15 protein-coding genes are annotated in these 15,543 nt (G+C 63.5%); 6 read left to right on the top strand and 9 right to left on the bottom strand.

Going from position 1 to position 15,543, the window contains the following annotated elements; all coding sequences use genetic code 11:
- Nucleotides 1–36: 36 nt before the first annotated feature.
- Entirely contained in the window at nucleotides 37–516 is a 480-nt protein-coding gene (locus tag AC1TPF_RS19450; RefSeq protein ID WP_482139604.1) for a nitroreductase family deazaflavin-dependent oxidoreductase, read from the top strand.
- A gap of 23 nt (nucleotides 517–539) precedes the next feature.
- Complete coding sequence (locus tag AC1TPF_RS19445; protein ID WP_482145022.1) at nucleotides 540–1,415, top strand: hypothetical protein; 876 nt, start codon at nucleotides 540–542, stop codon at nucleotides 1,413–1,415.
- Between the two features lie 33 nt (nucleotides 1,416–1,448).
- On the opposite strand, the gene AC1TPF_RS19440 is transcribed toward AC1TPF_RS19445, so the two are convergent.
- The 3 genes from AC1TPF_RS19440 to AC1TPF_RS19430 all read right to left on the bottom strand — a co-directional run bounded on the left by AC1TPF_RS19440 (nucleotide 1,449) and on the right by AC1TPF_RS19430 (nucleotide 4,635).
- A complete protein-coding gene (locus AC1TPF_RS19440; protein ID WP_482139602.1) occupies nucleotides 1,449–2,666 on the bottom strand; it encodes a cation:proton antiporter in 1,218 nt (405 codons plus the stop codon).
- A 140-nt stretch (nucleotides 2,667–2,806) separates the two neighbouring features.
- On the bottom strand, nucleotides 2,807–3,196 hold the full coding sequence (locus AC1TPF_RS19435; RefSeq protein ID WP_482145021.1) for a DUF732 domain-containing protein: 390 nt from the start codon (nucleotides 3,194–3,196) through the stop codon (nucleotides 2,807–2,809).
- Between the two features lie 44 nt (nucleotides 3,197–3,240).
- Nucleotides 3,241–4,635: a hypothetical protein gene (locus AC1TPF_RS19430; RefSeq protein WP_482145020.1), complete on the bottom strand. Its 1,395-nt coding sequence runs from the start codon at nucleotides 4,633–4,635 to the stop codon at nucleotides 3,241–3,243.
- 166 nt (nucleotides 4,636–4,801) lie between these two features.
- Here AC1TPF_RS19430 and AC1TPF_RS19425 point away from each other — a divergent pair, with 166 nt between their 5' ends.
- A complete protein-coding gene (locus AC1TPF_RS19425; protein ID WP_482145019.1) occupies nucleotides 4,802–5,233 on the top strand; it encodes a DUF309 domain-containing protein in 432 nt (143 codons plus the stop codon).
- Here the strand turns inward: AC1TPF_RS19425 and AC1TPF_RS19420 are convergent.
- Nucleotides 5,196–6,734, bottom strand: coding sequence for a flavin-containing monooxygenase (locus AC1TPF_RS19420; RefSeq protein WP_482145018.1), 1,539 nt, complete (start codon nucleotides 6,732–6,734; stop codon nucleotides 5,196–5,198). The two genes, AC1TPF_RS19425 and AC1TPF_RS19420, sit on opposite strands and share 38 nt — an antisense overlap.
- Before the next feature lie 60 nt (nucleotides 6,735–6,794).
- Between AC1TPF_RS19420 and AC1TPF_RS19415 the strand changes: the two genes are divergently transcribed.
- Nucleotides 6,795–7,886 (top strand): AraC family transcriptional regulator, encoded by a 1,092-nt coding sequence (locus AC1TPF_RS19415; protein ID WP_482145017.1) that lies wholly within the window; start codon nucleotides 6,795–6,797, stop codon nucleotides 7,884–7,886.
- Here AC1TPF_RS19415 and AC1TPF_RS19410 read toward each other — a convergent pair.
- Nucleotides 7,789–8,619, bottom strand: coding sequence for a HugZ family pyridoxamine 5'-phosphate oxidase (locus AC1TPF_RS19410; RefSeq protein ID WP_482139596.1), 831 nt, complete (start codon nucleotides 8,617–8,619; stop codon nucleotides 7,789–7,791). The genes AC1TPF_RS19415 and AC1TPF_RS19410 overlap by 98 nt on opposite strands.
- 67 nt (nucleotides 8,620–8,686) lie before the next feature.
- Here AC1TPF_RS19410 and AC1TPF_RS19405 point away from each other — a divergent pair, with 67 nt between their 5' ends.
- Nucleotides 8,687–9,400, top strand: a complete 714-nt coding sequence (locus tag AC1TPF_RS19405; protein WP_482145016.1) for a VOC family protein — start codon at nucleotides 8,687–8,689, stop codon at nucleotides 9,398–9,400.
- Between the two features lie 80 nt (nucleotides 9,401–9,480).
- On the opposite strand, the gene AC1TPF_RS19400 is transcribed toward AC1TPF_RS19405, so the two are convergent.
- The gene (locus AC1TPF_RS19400; RefSeq protein WP_482139594.1) at nucleotides 9,481–10,626 is read right to left on the bottom strand and encodes a thiolase family protein; all 1,146 of its coding nucleotides are present in this window, start codon (nucleotides 10,624–10,626) and stop codon (nucleotides 9,481–9,483) included.
- 16 nt (nucleotides 10,627–10,642) lie between these two features.
- Nucleotides 10,643–11,071: a Zn-ribbon domain-containing OB-fold protein gene (locus AC1TPF_RS19395; protein ID WP_482139593.1), complete on the bottom strand. Its 429-nt coding sequence runs from the start codon at nucleotides 11,069–11,071 to the stop codon at nucleotides 10,643–10,645.
- A 274-nt stretch (nucleotides 11,072–11,345) separates the two neighbouring features.
- Here AC1TPF_RS19395 and AC1TPF_RS19390 point away from each other — a divergent pair, with 274 nt between their 5' ends.
- Nucleotides 11,346–12,266 carry a tyrosine-protein phosphatase gene (locus AC1TPF_RS19390; RefSeq protein ID WP_482139592.1) on the top strand — a complete coding sequence of 307 codons (921 nt, stop codon included), beginning with the start codon at nucleotides 11,346–11,348 and terminating at the stop codon, nucleotides 12,264–12,266.
- Nucleotides 12,267–12,336: 70 nt separating this feature from the next.
- On the opposite strand, the gene AC1TPF_RS19385 is transcribed toward AC1TPF_RS19390, so the two are convergent.
- Complete coding sequence (locus AC1TPF_RS19385; RefSeq protein WP_482139591.1) at nucleotides 12,337–14,340, bottom strand: SDR family oxidoreductase; 2,004 nt, start codon at nucleotides 14,338–14,340, stop codon at nucleotides 12,337–12,339.
- 88 nt (nucleotides 14,341–14,428) lie between these two features.
- Nucleotides 14,429–15,451 (bottom strand): ABC transporter substrate-binding protein, encoded by a 1,023-nt coding sequence (locus AC1TPF_RS19380; RefSeq protein ID WP_482145015.1) that lies wholly within the window; start codon nucleotides 15,449–15,451, stop codon nucleotides 14,429–14,431.
- Between the last annotated feature and the right edge of the window lie 92 nt (nucleotides 15,452–15,543).

Here is a 15,543-nt window from a genome sequence, read left to right as displayed (position 1 = left end):
GCGGTGGGTAGACGTCGGAGTGGGTAGCCTGTGCCGGTGGGGATTCTGACGCCGCTGGCGGTAAAGATTGGCGCGCTCTCGTGGATGCCGAAAATGCTTCCACTCATCGAGAAGACCGACGTGCGCCTGCAGCGCCTCACCAGGGGGCGAGTGAGTGTGCTCGACATCGCCGGACTTCCTAATATCGTTCTGCGGGTACCCGGACGCAAGACCGGAAACATCCGGTCGACACCTCTGCTCTGTGCCTTGAAGGACGACGGCTGGCTGATTGCCGGTTCATACTTCGGAAACCCGGAGATGCCCAGCTGGGTGCTCAACATCAGGGCCTGCGAGACGGCCGAGGTCGTGCATCGCGGAAAAACGTTGAAGGTCAACTGGCGGGAGATCACCGGACCCGAGCGTGACGAGGTCTGGAAGATCCTGCTCGACACCTGGCCGAACTTTGCGATCTACGAAGAGCGGACCGATCGATTGATCCCGGTGTTCTTCCTGAGTAAGGTGACCGCCGACTCTTAGGTCAGTGGGCAGGGGCGATCGCAGTGGACATCAACGAGGTGGCCGACGAGCTGTACGGTCTGGAACCGGCCGATTTTGTCGAGACCCGCACGGCCCGGGCCAAAGAAGCACGCGCCGCGGGGGATAAGGCGCTCGCCAACAAGATCGCCGGCCTGCGACGGCCGACCACCGTCGCGTGGATGGTCAACATCCTGTCCCGAGAGAACTCCGATGACATCGAGAATCTGCTCGACCTCGGTGAGGCGATGCGCGACGCTCAGCGCCACCTGGCCGGCGACGAACTGCGGACTCTGACGACCCAGCGCCAGCAGGTGGTTCGCGCATTGGCCAGGCAAGCCGGTGCACTGGCCGCAGGCAATGGGCATCAGGCGAGTGAGACCGCGCTCCGGGAGGTCGGTCAGTCCTTGCATGCGGCCCTGGCCGATCCCGAGATCGGAGAACTGGTCCGGGCCGGTCGATTGCTCTCCGCGGTCAGTTACAGCGGAATGGGTCCGGCCGGACTGACATTGGTTGGCGGAAGCGAACGCAAGCGCACGTCCACGCGCGCGCCCCGTGATGAGGCATCGGACGACGCCGTCAAGGCGACTCGGGCGCAGCTTGCCGAGGCGGAGGAAGCCGAGCGCACCGCGGTGTCGACGACCCGAGAAGCAAAAAAGGAGGTCGCCCTGGCCGAGTCAGCCGTCGAAGACGCGTCGGTTCGGGTGGAGGAACTGCGCGGGCAACTGACGCAGGCTGAGCAAGAACTTCAATTCGCCCGCCGCGCCGAACGGGTCGCAACCGAACATGCCGCGGAGTCGGAGCAGGAGACGAAGCAGGCCCGCGAACGAGTGGTGCAGTTCCGCGAGCGACTCGAATCGCTCGCGGCAGACCCCGATGGGAGCGGCCGGCCGCCGCGTTGAACCATAGGACTGTCGAATATGTTCTGCCGCTGGTCAGTTGGGCTCGCCGATGTCGATGCGGTGTGCCCGACGCTCGAGCCACTGAGCAAGCACACTTGACCCGACGCCGTGTATCACCACGCTGGCCATCACCGTGACCGTCATCGCATACAGGGTGTCGTCGGCGATCGTGCCGTCCAGCGCATTGAACGCCAGGAGCCCGAAAACGATCGACGCCGTACCGCGTGGGCCGAGCATTCCGATCACCAGTCGGTCGACGCGGCTCAGATCGGTGCCCATCAGCGACAGATACACCGGTCCGATACGCAGGACGGTCAGCGCAGCGATGCCGAGAATGATGATCTGCCAGACGAATCCGAACTCGAACACCAGGACCGACGCGCAGCCGAACACGAACCACATGGTGAGCGCAGCGAGCGCACCCACGTCGTCGACCAGGCTGAGTTCTTCGTCGCGGGGTCCGTCCCTACGTGCCGCTTTGTAGGCGATACCGCAGATGAACGCGGCCACAAAGCCATTGCCGTCCACTTGCTGTGCGCAACCGTAGGCGAAGAGCGGAAAGATGACGAGACTGATCCGGATCGACTGCTCGGTGGCGAACCCTCGTCTCAAGGACTGGTTGGTCAACCAGGCGGCGACGATGCCGACAGCGGCGCCGACAACAACCGCCGACAGCGCCGCGGGCAGCGCGGTCTCGAGTGCATCAGCCGGAGACTGTGCGTGCGAGTGGTCACCGGCAAGGGTGAGGGCAAAGATGAAGAGCGGCGCCACGATTCCGTCGTTGTAGCCACTCTCGACATTCAGGAGGTGACGTACCCGCGGTGAGATGCGTTGGTCACGGACGATTGATGACGCGGGAGCCAGGTCGATCGGGATGATGATGCATGCGATGAGCAGAAGGACACCGATGGACAGACTCGGTAGCAGTGCAACACCCAACAGCATGGCCGCTGCGATCGACAACGGCATCGCGATGAGCAACAACCGAAACGAGATTCGGCGTTCGCCTGCGAAGTAGCCGCCCTTGACCTCGGAGGCGTCGACGAACAGCAGCACCGCCAGGATCAACTCGACAATTCGTTCGGCCACGACTGTGTCGAGTGCGTTGCCGATGTCGTTGTTTGTGGTCAGTCCGATGGTGATGCCGGCCATGACCATCAGGAATGGCCCGGAGATCCGGAATCGTGCCAAGCGGCCGGCGATCAGGGACCAGCTGACGATCACCAGCATGGCGATCAGAATCGACGTCATCCTGTTGTCAGCTGTTGGCCGAAGTCCCCGAACACCCGGTGATCGTATACGTGGCCGTGGCGCGCTGCGACCGGACGTGGCCGGTCGCAGCGCTCGGCATTTGTTGTGCCGGTGAGTTGTTGGGCGTTCAGCTCATGTACTCAGTTGCCGGCGAGTTTGCCGACGTTGCCCGGGCAGTAGATCGGGACCGCGATGTTGATCAAGGTGCGCGACTTCGAGTCGCTCAGACCGGTGTCGTCGGCGGTCAAGGTAATCGTGTCGTTCAGACTTGTCCCGTTTGTCAGTTCATCGCACACCGTCCGCGCGGCGGCGATCTGCTCATCGCTGTTACCGAATGTTGCGTCCTGAGATTTCAGGGCCTCGGTATACGTCTTGTCCTGGACGTTTCCGGCGGCAGTGGAAGCACTGTCGATGGCCCGCTCAGCGCTGCTACGCACCTGTTCGGTTGTATCCTGGACCTCTTCGCTGCTGCAGGCCGAAGCAAACAGCAAGCAGCTGACAAAGGAAACCAGTGCCACAAGCTTTTTCATATCGTCTCCGTTTCGTTGACGCTCATGGAAGAAACGATAAGCGATCAGTCGACGGGCTTGTCGATCCCGACCGAACTTGTCGGCGGGATCGGGTCTGAGGGTTCGGGGCCCGACTCGGGCGGGGCGTAGCCGATGGCGGGGCGGGCGAGGAGTTCGACCGCCAGTAGCGCGAGTACGGCGATCAGAATGGTCATGATGACGACCAGTCCCGACGGGTAGTCCCAGAAGACCAGGACGATGATCGCGATCGCAATGATCCCGATGCGTAGCGGCAACCGGAACTTCGCCGCGTACACCTCGGCCTGGTGCGGGACGCGGCCACTGCCGTTGCCGCGCGTAGCGTTCAGCGCCTTGCCGAACCCGCGCCGGATCGCCGCTGCCGAGGCGGATGCGCCGGTGAGGTAGCCGATCAAGGCGATCGCAATACCCAAGACGGCCACCGCACGCAGACTGGTGCGCAAGGGGACCACGAGGGTGTCGAGGAGGACCGCCGCAGCATCGCTGGACATGACGTCGGGTGGAACCGCGTCGAGGTAGACGGCGCGCCCGATGCTGATCGAAATGGCGAGCAGTGCCATCGCGATGGCAATCACCACGCCGACCAAGGAGAACGCGCGTCGTCGGGATCCGCTGGGCGCGGCCCAGATCGCGGCGGCGACGACGAGCAGGGTGACCCACGGCAAGATGGATGCGGCCTTGTCCAACGCGGAGACCGCACGCTGGGCCTTGACCAGGTCGGGGGACTGGAAGATCACAAAGGACTTGTTGATATCGGGGATGTTCGCGGCGAACGAGAATCCACGGTCGACCAGCGCGCCGCGGACGTTGTCGATGATCGGTTTCAGCTCGATGCTGACGGTGCCTTCATCGTCGATCTGTACGGCCTTGGCCGTGTCCCCGGTCAAGACCGCCACCAGATTCTCGTGGGCCCGCCGGTTGGCGGCGGTCCACAGGGTCTTGAATTGATCTGAGGCAAGTAGGCGCTGGACCGTTTCATCGATGAACGATCGTGCTTGCTGGGTGAGCACCGGGGCAAGACCGGTCACCGCGGGTGGAACGTTGGGAGCGTTCGCGGTCAGTGCGTTCAGAGCGTCGGTCGTGACCTGCTCGATGTTGGCGCGGGTCATGATCGCGTCGGTGATCTGCGCGGCCAATTCGTCGTGCAGAACGGTGTTTTCGGCCAGTGGCGCCACCGTTTGGATGTATCGGTCGGTGTCGAGTACCTCGGCGCGGGCGAACCGTGCGAGCACGGCTGAGTACGCCAGAATCGCCACCAGCACCAGAAGTATCGCGGCGGCGGTCCAGCGCAAGCCCCGGTGTCCGCGCCGGGCCGTCGCGACACCGGTTGGTGCGGTCGATGGCTCGGCGAGTTCGCGGCGCAACCTGAGAAGTTCGGCGCGCTCTGAATCGTCGAGCGGTTCGGTGGTATTCGAGTCCATGATCGCGCCTCGTATCGTTGGTGACTGCACGGTGGCGCACGCAGATCATGCGCCGATCATCGACGCGCCGGCCATCAGCGTAAACCGACCAGCCTTTGCCGGAGTGCGTCACGATGGAAGTTCACCCGTGGAAGGTGAGAACGATTGTGGGCAAGGCAGTGAACACATGAATGACGACCGTGACCGCGACTCGGCAGGGCGCGCGCGGCAAGCGCGTCCGCGCGATGCACTTGGCCGGCCACTGGCCTACGGCGCTGCCGGTGTGGAACCGGTGTCGGAGGAGCCGATGCCGCCGGCAGATACCATCGCCGTGGCCACCGCACTACTCGAACAGGGACGTCCGTTCTCGGCACATGAGGTGTACGAGGTCCGATGGAAGACGGGCCCCGATGCCGAAAACGACCTGTGGCAGGGGCTCGCGCAAATCTGTGTGGCGCTGACCCATCAGGCCAGAGGTAACCACCGCGGAGCGATGCGACTACTCGAACGGGCGATCGCGCGGTTGTCGGCGTACGCGGACACCTCCGGACCGACGTACGGCCTCGACCTCGACGATGTGATCAGCGGTGCACGGCAGGAGATCGTCGGGACGCAGTGATCTGAAATCTCGGTGTGCCCTGCAGAGTTTTGCCCAGGTTTGCCCGCAATGTTGTCGCGGAGTCGAGCAGGTAGTTCTGCCGGACCTTCCAGGGGCTGCGGTCGCCCTGGCGGGGGAACGCATCGATCGACCGCTGGACGTAGCCCGATGCCAGGTCGAGCAGGGGGAGTTCCTTGAGTGAGGGGTCGCGTTTGGGGACCACCGCGGCGAAGTTGTTGCGGTCCATGAAGTTCAGGACCTTGCAGACCAGTCGCGACGTCAGGTCGGCGCGCAAGGTCCACGATGCGTTGGTGTACCCGATGCAGATGGCGAAGTTGGGTACGCCGGTGATCATCGCGCCCTGCCAGACGAATTGCTTCGACAGTTCGACCTCCTCGCCGTCGACGCGGAGTTCAAGACCACCGAAAGCCAGGAGTTCGAGGCCGGTGGCTGTGACGATCACATCGGCGGGCAGAAACCGGCCGGACTCGAGGCGGATGCCTTCGGGCAGAACCGAATCGATGCGGTCGGTGACGATCTCGGCGTCGCCCTTCTTCATCGCCTTGAACAGATCCGCGTTGGGGATGGCGCACAGGCGCTGATCCCACGGGTCATACGACGGAGTCAGGTGCTCGGCCACCACCGCGGCATCGCCGAGGATCTTGGTACTGAGCTTGGTCAGCAGTGCGCGGGCAGCTTGTGGTCGCCGCTGGCAGAACTGATAGACACCGATGGCGAACAGGATGTTCTTGGTGCGGATCAGTCGGTGGGCAACGCGCGGGGGCAGGACGGCCCGGAGCTTGTCGGCGATCTTGTCGCGGCTGGGCACCGCGCTGATCCAGGTCGGTGAGCGCTGCAGCATCGTCACGTGGGCGGCAGTCGGGGTCATCGAGGGGACGAGGGTCACCGCGGTGGCTCCGCTGCCGATGATGACGACCTGCTTGTCGGCGTAGTCGAGATCTTCGGGCCAGAACTGCGGGTGGACAACGGTTCCGGAGAAAGTGTCGAGACCGGGAATGTCCGGTGAGTAGCCCTTGTCGTAGTTGTAGTAACCGGCGCAGGAGTACAGGAACCGGCAGCGCAGGGTCTGCTCGACGACGGCACCGACCGCGTTGGTCTCGTGTGTGGTCAGCGTCCACAGCGCGTCGGCGGTCGAAAAGTCGGCGGCCACGATCTTTGTGCGGTAACGAATCTTGTCGTCGATCCCGAACTCGTCAGCCGTCTCCTGGATATATCGCAGGATCGAGCTTCCGTCGGCGATCGATTTCGCATCGCGCCACGGGCGGAATTGGTATCCGAGGGTGAACATGTCGGAGTCCGAACGCACGCCCGGATACCGGAACAGGTCCCAGGTGCCGCCCATGACATCGCGTGCTTCGAGGATCGCGTACGACAATCCGGGGCATTCGGTCTGCAGGCGATACGCCGCACCGATCCCGGACAGCCCCGCTCCCATGATCACCACGTCGAGATCCGCTTCTGGCGCGGCTGTAGTGGAATCGCCATTTCGTGAGATCGACATGTATCCAGTCTCCGTACTACCGACATGCGGTACTTGATTCTGTGCGACAACTATTTGATCATGGACGACATGTCCGTGATCCGATCGGCCGGTCTGCGAGGCTTTCGGGCTCTGGCTGCCGAACTCGGCGGCGACGCCGAACAGATCGCACGACTCGCCGGGCTCCCGCCTGCGGCCCTCGACAGCGACGACTTGTTGGTTTCGGACCTCGCGATGGCCCGCACTCTCGAGATCGCAGCTCAGCAGTTGGCCTGTCCCGATCTCGGCCTCCGGCTGGCCGCGCGGCAGGATCTGGGAATGCTCGGACCGCTGGCGCTGGCGATCGTGAACTCGTCGACGCTGGCAGACGCTCTCGAATGCACGTCGAGGTACCTATTCGTGCACGCCCAGTCGCTGAGTCTGGCGCTCGAGACCGATCCCTACGGAGTCGCCGGGGTGGTCGCGCTGCGATACGGGCCCGGCGCCGGGGTCGAGACGACCATTCAGGGCACCGACCTCGGGCTCGGCTTCCTTCATCGCTCGATCGAGCGACTGCTCGGTGGCAGCTATGGGCTTCGGACGGTGGAACTGCCTTATCAGCCCCTTGCGCCACTCGCTCGCTACGAGGACTTCTTCGGAGTGCCGGTCCGGACCAACCGGCAGTCGGCGATGCTGCGTGTGCCCCGCAGCATCGCATCTCGGCCACTTGCCGGAGCCGACGAGAACCTGCGGATGTTGTCGCGGGCGTTCCTTGCAGAGCAGGTCTCCGATGCCGGCGCGGCCACGGCCCCGCGGGTGCGGGCGGCGGTGCAACAGGTCCTGGGGACCGCGCCACCCGAGATCGGTTCTGTGGCAGGGCTACTCGCAACACATCCGCGAACGTTGCAGCGTCGGTTGGCCGCTGAGGGCACGTCGTTCTCCGCGATACTCGATTCGGTGCGCCGCACAGAGGCGCGCCGGTACCTCACCACCACCGACATGCCCATGGGGCAGTTGGCCGCCATGATCGGGTTGACCGAGCAGGCAACATTCACCCGCTGCGCTCAGAGATGGTGGGGGAGTACGCCCACCGGTGTCAGGAAGGCCGGCCTTCGGCAGTCGGATCCGTCAGGGCCGCCTTCGCCCGCTTGGCCAGATCGACCGTCGCCATCCGCAGATCGGCTGCTGCGGTGATCGGTGTGGAGTAACCGACCCGCGTGTACGCGATTCCGCGAGGTGTGACCACCCGGAGATCGAGACCGTAGCGGTCGGCGCCGGTGCAGGTGGCCTCGGTGGTGTCGGGGAATCCACCGAGTCCCTGCGCCATCTCGACGAGGGAACCGGCGTGGTCGTTGTTGAGATGTTCGATGGCGCGCGCGGAACCCGGGGTCACCGGATCGGGTGTCGCAGCCAGATAGGCCTGTGCAGTCGCCGAATCCATCCGCCCGTAACCGCCGACCCACCGAACGCGCTCGACCCGCAGAATCCAGAGTGCGAAATCGCTGTAGTCCACGTAGTACTTCGCGGCGGGAACCGCGGCCAGGTGCGCTTCGCGAGCGGCGGCGAACTCGTCACCGGTCGGTCGTTCGACGTGGCCGGCCAGGGTGATCCGCGCGCTCGCCAACGGATCGGACACAGCGTTGGGCGCGACGATCGCGATACTCGCCCGCGGGTTGCCTGCCAGGTTCCGGCCGTGCTCGGCCATATTCGACACGCACAGGACGGGCGCACCACCGAGTAGTCCGTAGGTGATAAATGACGCCCAGGGGTCACCCTCGGCGGTCAGACTGGCGAGCGTGCCGGCATTCGTAGAAGCGGCAATCGTCTGGGCCTCTTCAGCAGCCGACGGACGCGTCGAGTCGGCAACCTCGGTCAAGGGTGCTGGAACGGAGGGAGCATCGCCGGGATCGCCGTGATCGAGAGTCATGTGCGAATCCTACGTGTCGAACGCGTGGCCACATGGGCGCTCGAGTCGCGGGTGGTAGGAATGATCGATGAGCTCAGAGCAGGCGCGTCGGTCGCTGTCATCGGCCATCGTCGTTACGACCGAGGACGTCGATGCGAGCCGGCGGGCCTATGAGCGACTGCTGGGAATCGACGAAGGCGCGCCGTTGACGGTCGACAACGCATTGATCGAATTGTGTGTCGGCAGTTCAGAGACGACACCACATCGGGCATTGTTCGGCACCGCTGATTTCGCTGCGACCACCCGCTTGCTTCGCAGGCGCGGGCTGGCGCTCACCGAGACCGCCCCGGGACGAGCCGAGGCCGACGGCGAATCATCCGTCGGCGTGATCGAGGCCGCACAGCTTGCACCGACGGCTGGTTCGGAGCTGACCGCCGTCGACCACCTCGTGTTCAATGCCGCGAGTCGTGACGGCGCCGTGGCGCTGTTCGGTGCGACCCTCGGCATGGATTTCCGGCTGGAGCAGTCGATCCACGAAAAGATCCACCAGCTGTTCTTCCGCGCCCCGAAGATGGTCGTGGAGGTTGTTGTCGGACAAGGTGATCCGGGTTCGGCGACGACGGCCGCCTCGACGACCCTGTGGGGTATCGCATGGCGATCGACCGACATCGATCTGACTCATCGCCGTCTTGTTGCCGCCGATGTGGAGGTCAGTGAGATGCGTACCGGCCGCAAACCCGGCACCCAGGTGTTCTCGGTGCGCGACCGCGCGCTGGGATTGCCGACCCTGGTCATCGACTGACCCGCAAACGCTCCACAAATACAAAGACGCTCCACAAATATGTGGAGCGTCTTCGTAGAGGTGGAGCGTTTGCGGACTGGTTACAGCGACAGGACCGACGCGGCAGCCGTTCCGGGCGCGCCGTACACCTGGGCGTAGCCGACCTTCGGGTTGCCGGGCACCTGACGGTCGCCGGCCTGTCCGCGAAGCTGGAGAACCAGTTCGTGGACCTGACGGATACCGGAAGCACCGATGGGCTCACCGTTGGCGATCAGGCCGCCGTCGGTGTTGACCGGCATCGAACCACCGATTTCGGTGGCGCCCTCGGCAATCAGCTTCTCCTGATCACCATCGGCACAGAAGCCGTTCTCTGCCATGTGGATGACCTCGGCTCCGGCGTCGGTGTCCTGCAACTGCATGACGTCGACGTCTTCGGGTCCGATGCCGGCCATCTCGTAGGCGGCCTTGGACGCGTACACGGTCGGCGACACATCCTCATCAACCGCGGCCCAGGTGGCGTGCACCTCGTACGCACCGTAAGTACGGGTGCGGATTGCGGTGGACTTGAGGAACACCGGCTTCTGGGTGAATCGCGCAGCAAGATCGCCGCGGCACATGATGACGGCAGCGGCGCCCTCGTCGGGTGCGCAGAACATGTAGTGCGTCAACGGGTAGTTGAGCATCTGGGCGCCGAGGATCTCTTCCTCGCTGATCGGCTTGCGGCGGAAGGCCTTTGGATTGAGCCCACCGTTGCGGTAGTTCTTGGCCGCAACCTTTGCCAGGGTCTCGACGGAGATGTCGTGATCGCGGATGTACCGGCTGATCTTCATCCCGAAGAACTGGGTGGTGACGAACTGGCCGTTTTCGGCGTACCAGGCGGGCAGTCCGAGCATTGCGGGATCTGCGGTGAAGGCTCCGCGGGGGTGCTTGTCGGTGCCGACGGCGATACCGATGTCGTACTTGCCCGAGCGGATTCCGTCAGCGGTCTGCTCGATCGCGCTGGCTGAGGTGGCGCAGGCGTTGAACACGTTGGTGAAGGGGATGCCGGTCAGGCCAACGAGCCTGGTGACCGCGTCAGTGTTGTCGACCTCGTAACTACCGCCGATGCCGAACTGGATGTCTTTCCACTCTGCGCCGGCATCAGCCAGTGCGAGTTGGATTGCGTCGGCAGCCATTTCGATGGCTGACTTGGCGCCGAATCGGCCAAATGGGTGCAAACCCACGCCGATGATCGCAACGTCGTTCATATTCGCCTCTCCTCGCTCAGCTGTTCTCTGCCACCGGCGCAAACGCCCAGGTGATGATCTCGGTGCCGTCTTCTTCGGTGTAGAAGGGGATGAAGGTGAGTTCGACGTCCGTGATGGCCGCCAGCTTCTCCGGATCCGCTTCGGTCAGACGTGCTTCGACGCGAACCACGTCGTCGAGCTGGATGAGACCGACACCGAAGGTTTCGAACGTCGCTGCCGTCTCGCCACCGGCGTACGGAAGCTTCGGTACAAATCCCTGGGTGGTGAAGGCGATCAGTTTGCCGCGCCGGGGCAATAGGAGATCCGACATGTCCGGGCCGCTGCAGCGCGGGCAACGATTCTGGCGCGGCCAGGTCGTCGCACTGCAGGCATCGCATTTGCTGCCGATGAGCTGCGGATTTTCCGCAGGCCAAGTTGAAACGTCGGGCGCGAGCGCCTTCGTCATGAGCCGTCCTCCATGGTCTGGGGCCCCACCTGAGTCCGGAGGGACCGGGGCTATCCATTCACACTATACGGAAATGACATTCTCGTCTACGAAAGTGCGATGCTCCGCGTGTCGGGCTGGGCCGGTGCTCAGTCCGATGGGACACCCTGCCTCAGGGTGATCCACCAGGCGCTGTGCGTGAGAATAAAATTGTCTTTGTCTGCAATTCGAATTCTCAAACGGTGAACCCAGATATGTTCCGCTCGTACTTCTTCGACTACGTAAGGAACCTGAGTTGTCTCGAATTCTCGCCGGTGCGCATCGCCGGAATGCTGGACTCGCCGTCACCCTCACAGTGGCAGGTTCGCTCCTGCTGTTCAGTTCGCCGGTTGCGCTCGCAGCCCCGGTCGCTGATCCGGTCGGTGGGCTCGGCTTCGGCTCATCGGAATCGCCATCGATCCCGGCGACCCCAGTCCTGACCTCCGTCGACAATTTCCGTGACATTGCGGGATCTGTTGCCGGTTACCAGGGCATCGGGGGGCTCGATCTCAATCGTGGCACCATCTATCGTTCGAATGCGTTGCTTGCCAACGACATCGATTTGGCGACGCTCAACACGCTCGGCATCACCAGGGTCTATGACCTGCGGACGGCTCCGGAAATCGAGGGCAAAGCGGACCGCCTGCCAGACGGGGCGACCCGGACCTGGCTCCCGACCCTGGCCGGCGACATGCTGAGCCAGGTGAGCCAGCTGAAGACTCCTGCGGACTCGGTCGCCTTCATGGAGGACATGAATCGACGGTTCGTGACCGACGCCGAGGTGAGGAAGAGTTTCACCACGCTTTTCAACGATCTGGCATCTACGCGTGGTGCGCAGGTCATTCATTGCACCGCGGGCAAGGATCGCACCGGTTGGGCCACCGCTGTCCTCCAGAGCCTCGCGGGCGTCTCGCCGCAAACGATCATGTCGGACTACCTGCTGACGAACGAGTATTCGGCAGTCTCGATCGAGCGTCAGCTCGCTGGGGTCGGGGCCGCGCGCGGGCCCGAGGCAGTGGCGCTCTATTCGCCGCTCCTCCACGTGAATGAGAGCTACCTGCAAGCGGGACTGACACAATTGCAGGCCGACTACGGCTCGGTGTACAACTACCTGCTCTCCGGATTGGGCTTGAGTCCGCAGACAATTGCCGCTCTGCTCGCCAAGCTCATCGGCTGACCCGACCTGACTGAGGAGTGATGTGCCGGGGTGGCGCGGTGGACACCCCGGCACTGACCTGGGTATAGGCCTACCAGTGAACCCCGCCGAGCACGCGCGCCAGGATGAGCTGCTCGGATTCGCGTCGACCGGATTCCTCGCCGCGGGCAGCTGCTGAATCAGGGAAGACCTGATACGCCAGGTTCAGGATTCGGAATGCGAGCTTGGGCGTCAGCGTGTGGGCCAGCGCTCCGAGGTTGCCGATCTTTGTGTTGATCTCGTGTGGCTTGTCGACCAGTGCGGCGATGACCTTGTCCGCTGCCTGGCCCGGGCTGATCGTGGGGAACCGGTCGTAGATCTTTGTCGGCGCGATCATGGGTGTCCGGACCAGTGGCATGTGGATGCTGGTGAAGGAGATCCCGTCGCCGAAGAGTTCCGACGAGACCACGTTGGACCAGGAATCGAGGGCGGCTTTGGATGCGACATAGGCGCTGAATCGAGGCGGGTTCGTCTGAACTCCGATGGATGAGACGTTGACGATGTGACCGCGCCCCTGTTGACGCATCGTCGGCAGCAACCCGATGACCAACCTGATGGCACCGAAATAGTTGAGCTGCATGGTCCTTTCGAAGTCGTGGAAGCGGTCCTCGGACAATTTCAGCGACCGGCGAATCGATCTGCCCGCGTTGTTGACCACGAAGTCGATCCGCTCGAAATCCAGACTCAACTGTTTGGTGAGCGCGTCGATCGCGTCCAGATCCGATAGATCGCAGCCGTATGCGTGCGCGGTTCCGCCCTGACTTTCGATGAGATCTTTGGTGGCCTCGAGCTTTTCGATTCCGCGTGCGACAAGAATCGGGATGGCGCCCGCCTTGGCGACTTTGACCGCGGTGACCAGCCCGATACCCGACGATGCCCCGGTGATCACCACGGTCCGTCCGGCAAGGGCGTCGACCGTGCGGCGATCGGAGATGATCGAATCGTCGAGGAACTGCTCCCAGTAGGCCCACAACCCCGGTGCATAGGAGTCCAGGTCGGGCATTGTGATGCCCGAACCCTCCAGTGCGCTCACCGTCCGAGCCGAGGTGTACACCGCAGGGAAGGACACATGGGCCAACACTTCTGGCGGGATCCCGAGTCTTCCGACGGTCTCGCGCAACGCGAACTGAACCGCACCGAAGCGCATGGCGCTACCCAGCAGCTCTGCCGGTTGCAGTGCCTGCGGCAGGAGTTGGGTCGGGATGCGATCGGTGACCGACCTGTCGATGGGCAGAGCGAACTGAGGTGCCTTCGCCGCTGCGGCGAAGCTGTTGACCATACGCACGGTGTTCTGTGGCTTGGGATTCATCAGGTGGAAGGCCTGGCCGTCCAGGTCGGGTACATGCGCAAGGTGATCCATGGCGCGGGCAACGTAATCGACCGGTACGAGGTTGGTGTCTCCGAGGTCGATGGCGACGAGGGGAACGCCGGCAGACAACAGGTTACGAATCCGTTTGATCGCCGGGAAGAAGTAGTAGGGGCCGTCGATCTTGTCCATCTCACCTGTCTCGGAGTCCCCGACCACGATGGACGGCCGGTAGACCCGCCACGGAACAGTCGACTCTTCGCGGACCATCCGCTCCGACTCGAACTTGGTGCGGTGATACGGGGACGGCAGCCCCTGACCCTCGTCGAACATCGTCTCGTCGAAGACGCCTCTGTGGTCACCGGATGCCGCGACCGATGAAACATGGTGGAAGCAAGAGGCTTCGAGTGCTCCGGCCAACGCCAGTGCCGCCCGGGTGCCGCCGACGTTGAACAGTTCATTGGCCTCGTCCGAGGCAGTCATGTCGTAGATCGCGGCGAGATGAAAGAAGTGATCGATCGTGCCCCGGTGTTCATCGATCCAGTCGGCATCGACACCGAGTAGATCCTCTTGGAGGTCGCCGACCACCGGGATCACCCGGTCGGTGTTCCAGATCCGGATCTGCCGGTCGAGTGAGGCCCGCGATCGGTTACGTACCAGGACGAAGATCGGCCCGACACGGTTGTCGAGGAGTTGCCCGACAAGATGCCGACCGATGAACCCGGTTGCGCCGGTGACGAAGTAGGCCACGGGACCAGCGTAAGTCCACAAATGACACACGTCCCCGGGTTGCGAATACGCGAACCCGGGGACGTGTGTGGAAATGCTTTGGTCGTGACTACTGCGCGAGTTGCGGTGCCAGTTGCTCGACGACGTAGGGGATGGTGAGCACGGACGGGACCGACATCGCGCCGCCGAGAACCTGGTCCACCCATATGACCCCGCCGCGCTTGACGACGTCGAGGTTCATGAACGCGGCATTCTGCTTGAGCTTGTCGTTGGATCCCTGCCAGTCCACGACGACGATCTTGTCGAGCGAGTTCAGCAGGTTCAGGTTCTCCGTAGAGATCGAACCGTAGAAACCGCTGGTGATCGTCGGCAAGAGTTCGGCCGGGAACGTCATGCCCAGTTCCGCCAGCGTTTGGCCACGTCCGTCGGTGTCACTGTAGATCGCGACGCCACCGTCGGTTCCGTTGGTGATCACCGCGCCCTTCTTGCCCACGATGGTGGGGTACTCGGTCTGGGCATCGGTGAAGACCTGCTCGGTCTCATCGATCAGCTTCTGAGTCGCCTCGGGCATCCCGACGGCCTTGCCGATCTGCGTTGCGGCAGCCTGCCACGGCACCTGCCAGTCCGGGTACTGGGCCTCACGCAGGATCGTCGGCGCGACCTTGCTCAGGGAGTCGTACTGCTCCTTGGTCACCGAGCTGTTCACGGCGACGATCAGATCGGGGTTCGTTGCCAGGATATTCGGGATCTCGGCACCGAGATTGGAACTGGCTTCGGCCAGCACGACCGGCGCGTTGTCGCCGATCAAATCCTCGTTCCAGGGCTCGGTCACGCGTTTGGCCTCAGGATCGCTGAACGGGGTCATCGTGGTCGGGACGATGCCAAGCGCCAGCAGGGTGTCGGCATCACCGACGCCCACCGAGGCAACGCGAGTGGGTTCTTTGTCGATGGTCACCGGACCGAAGTTCTGCTCGATGGTGACGGGGTACGCACCGGGCTCCGCGGAAACCGTTGCCGACGTGTCGTTGTCCTCGTCGGGTGAGGAGCACGCCGAGGCTCCGATGAGAGCGGCCACCGTCGCGGACGCGATGACAATCTTTGATACGGCGGAACGGCGGTTCTTCCAGTGCACTGGGGCTTCCTCACATAAATGGCTTAGGGCAGGCTCACCATACAGCGTTTGCCGGTTGGTAGGAAGAAGATGGTGCTTCCGGGTCGAATTGC

It is taken from the genome of Williamsia sp. Y853 (assembly GCF_056786495.1).
This window is presented reverse-complemented; position numbering and strand designations above follow the sequence as displayed.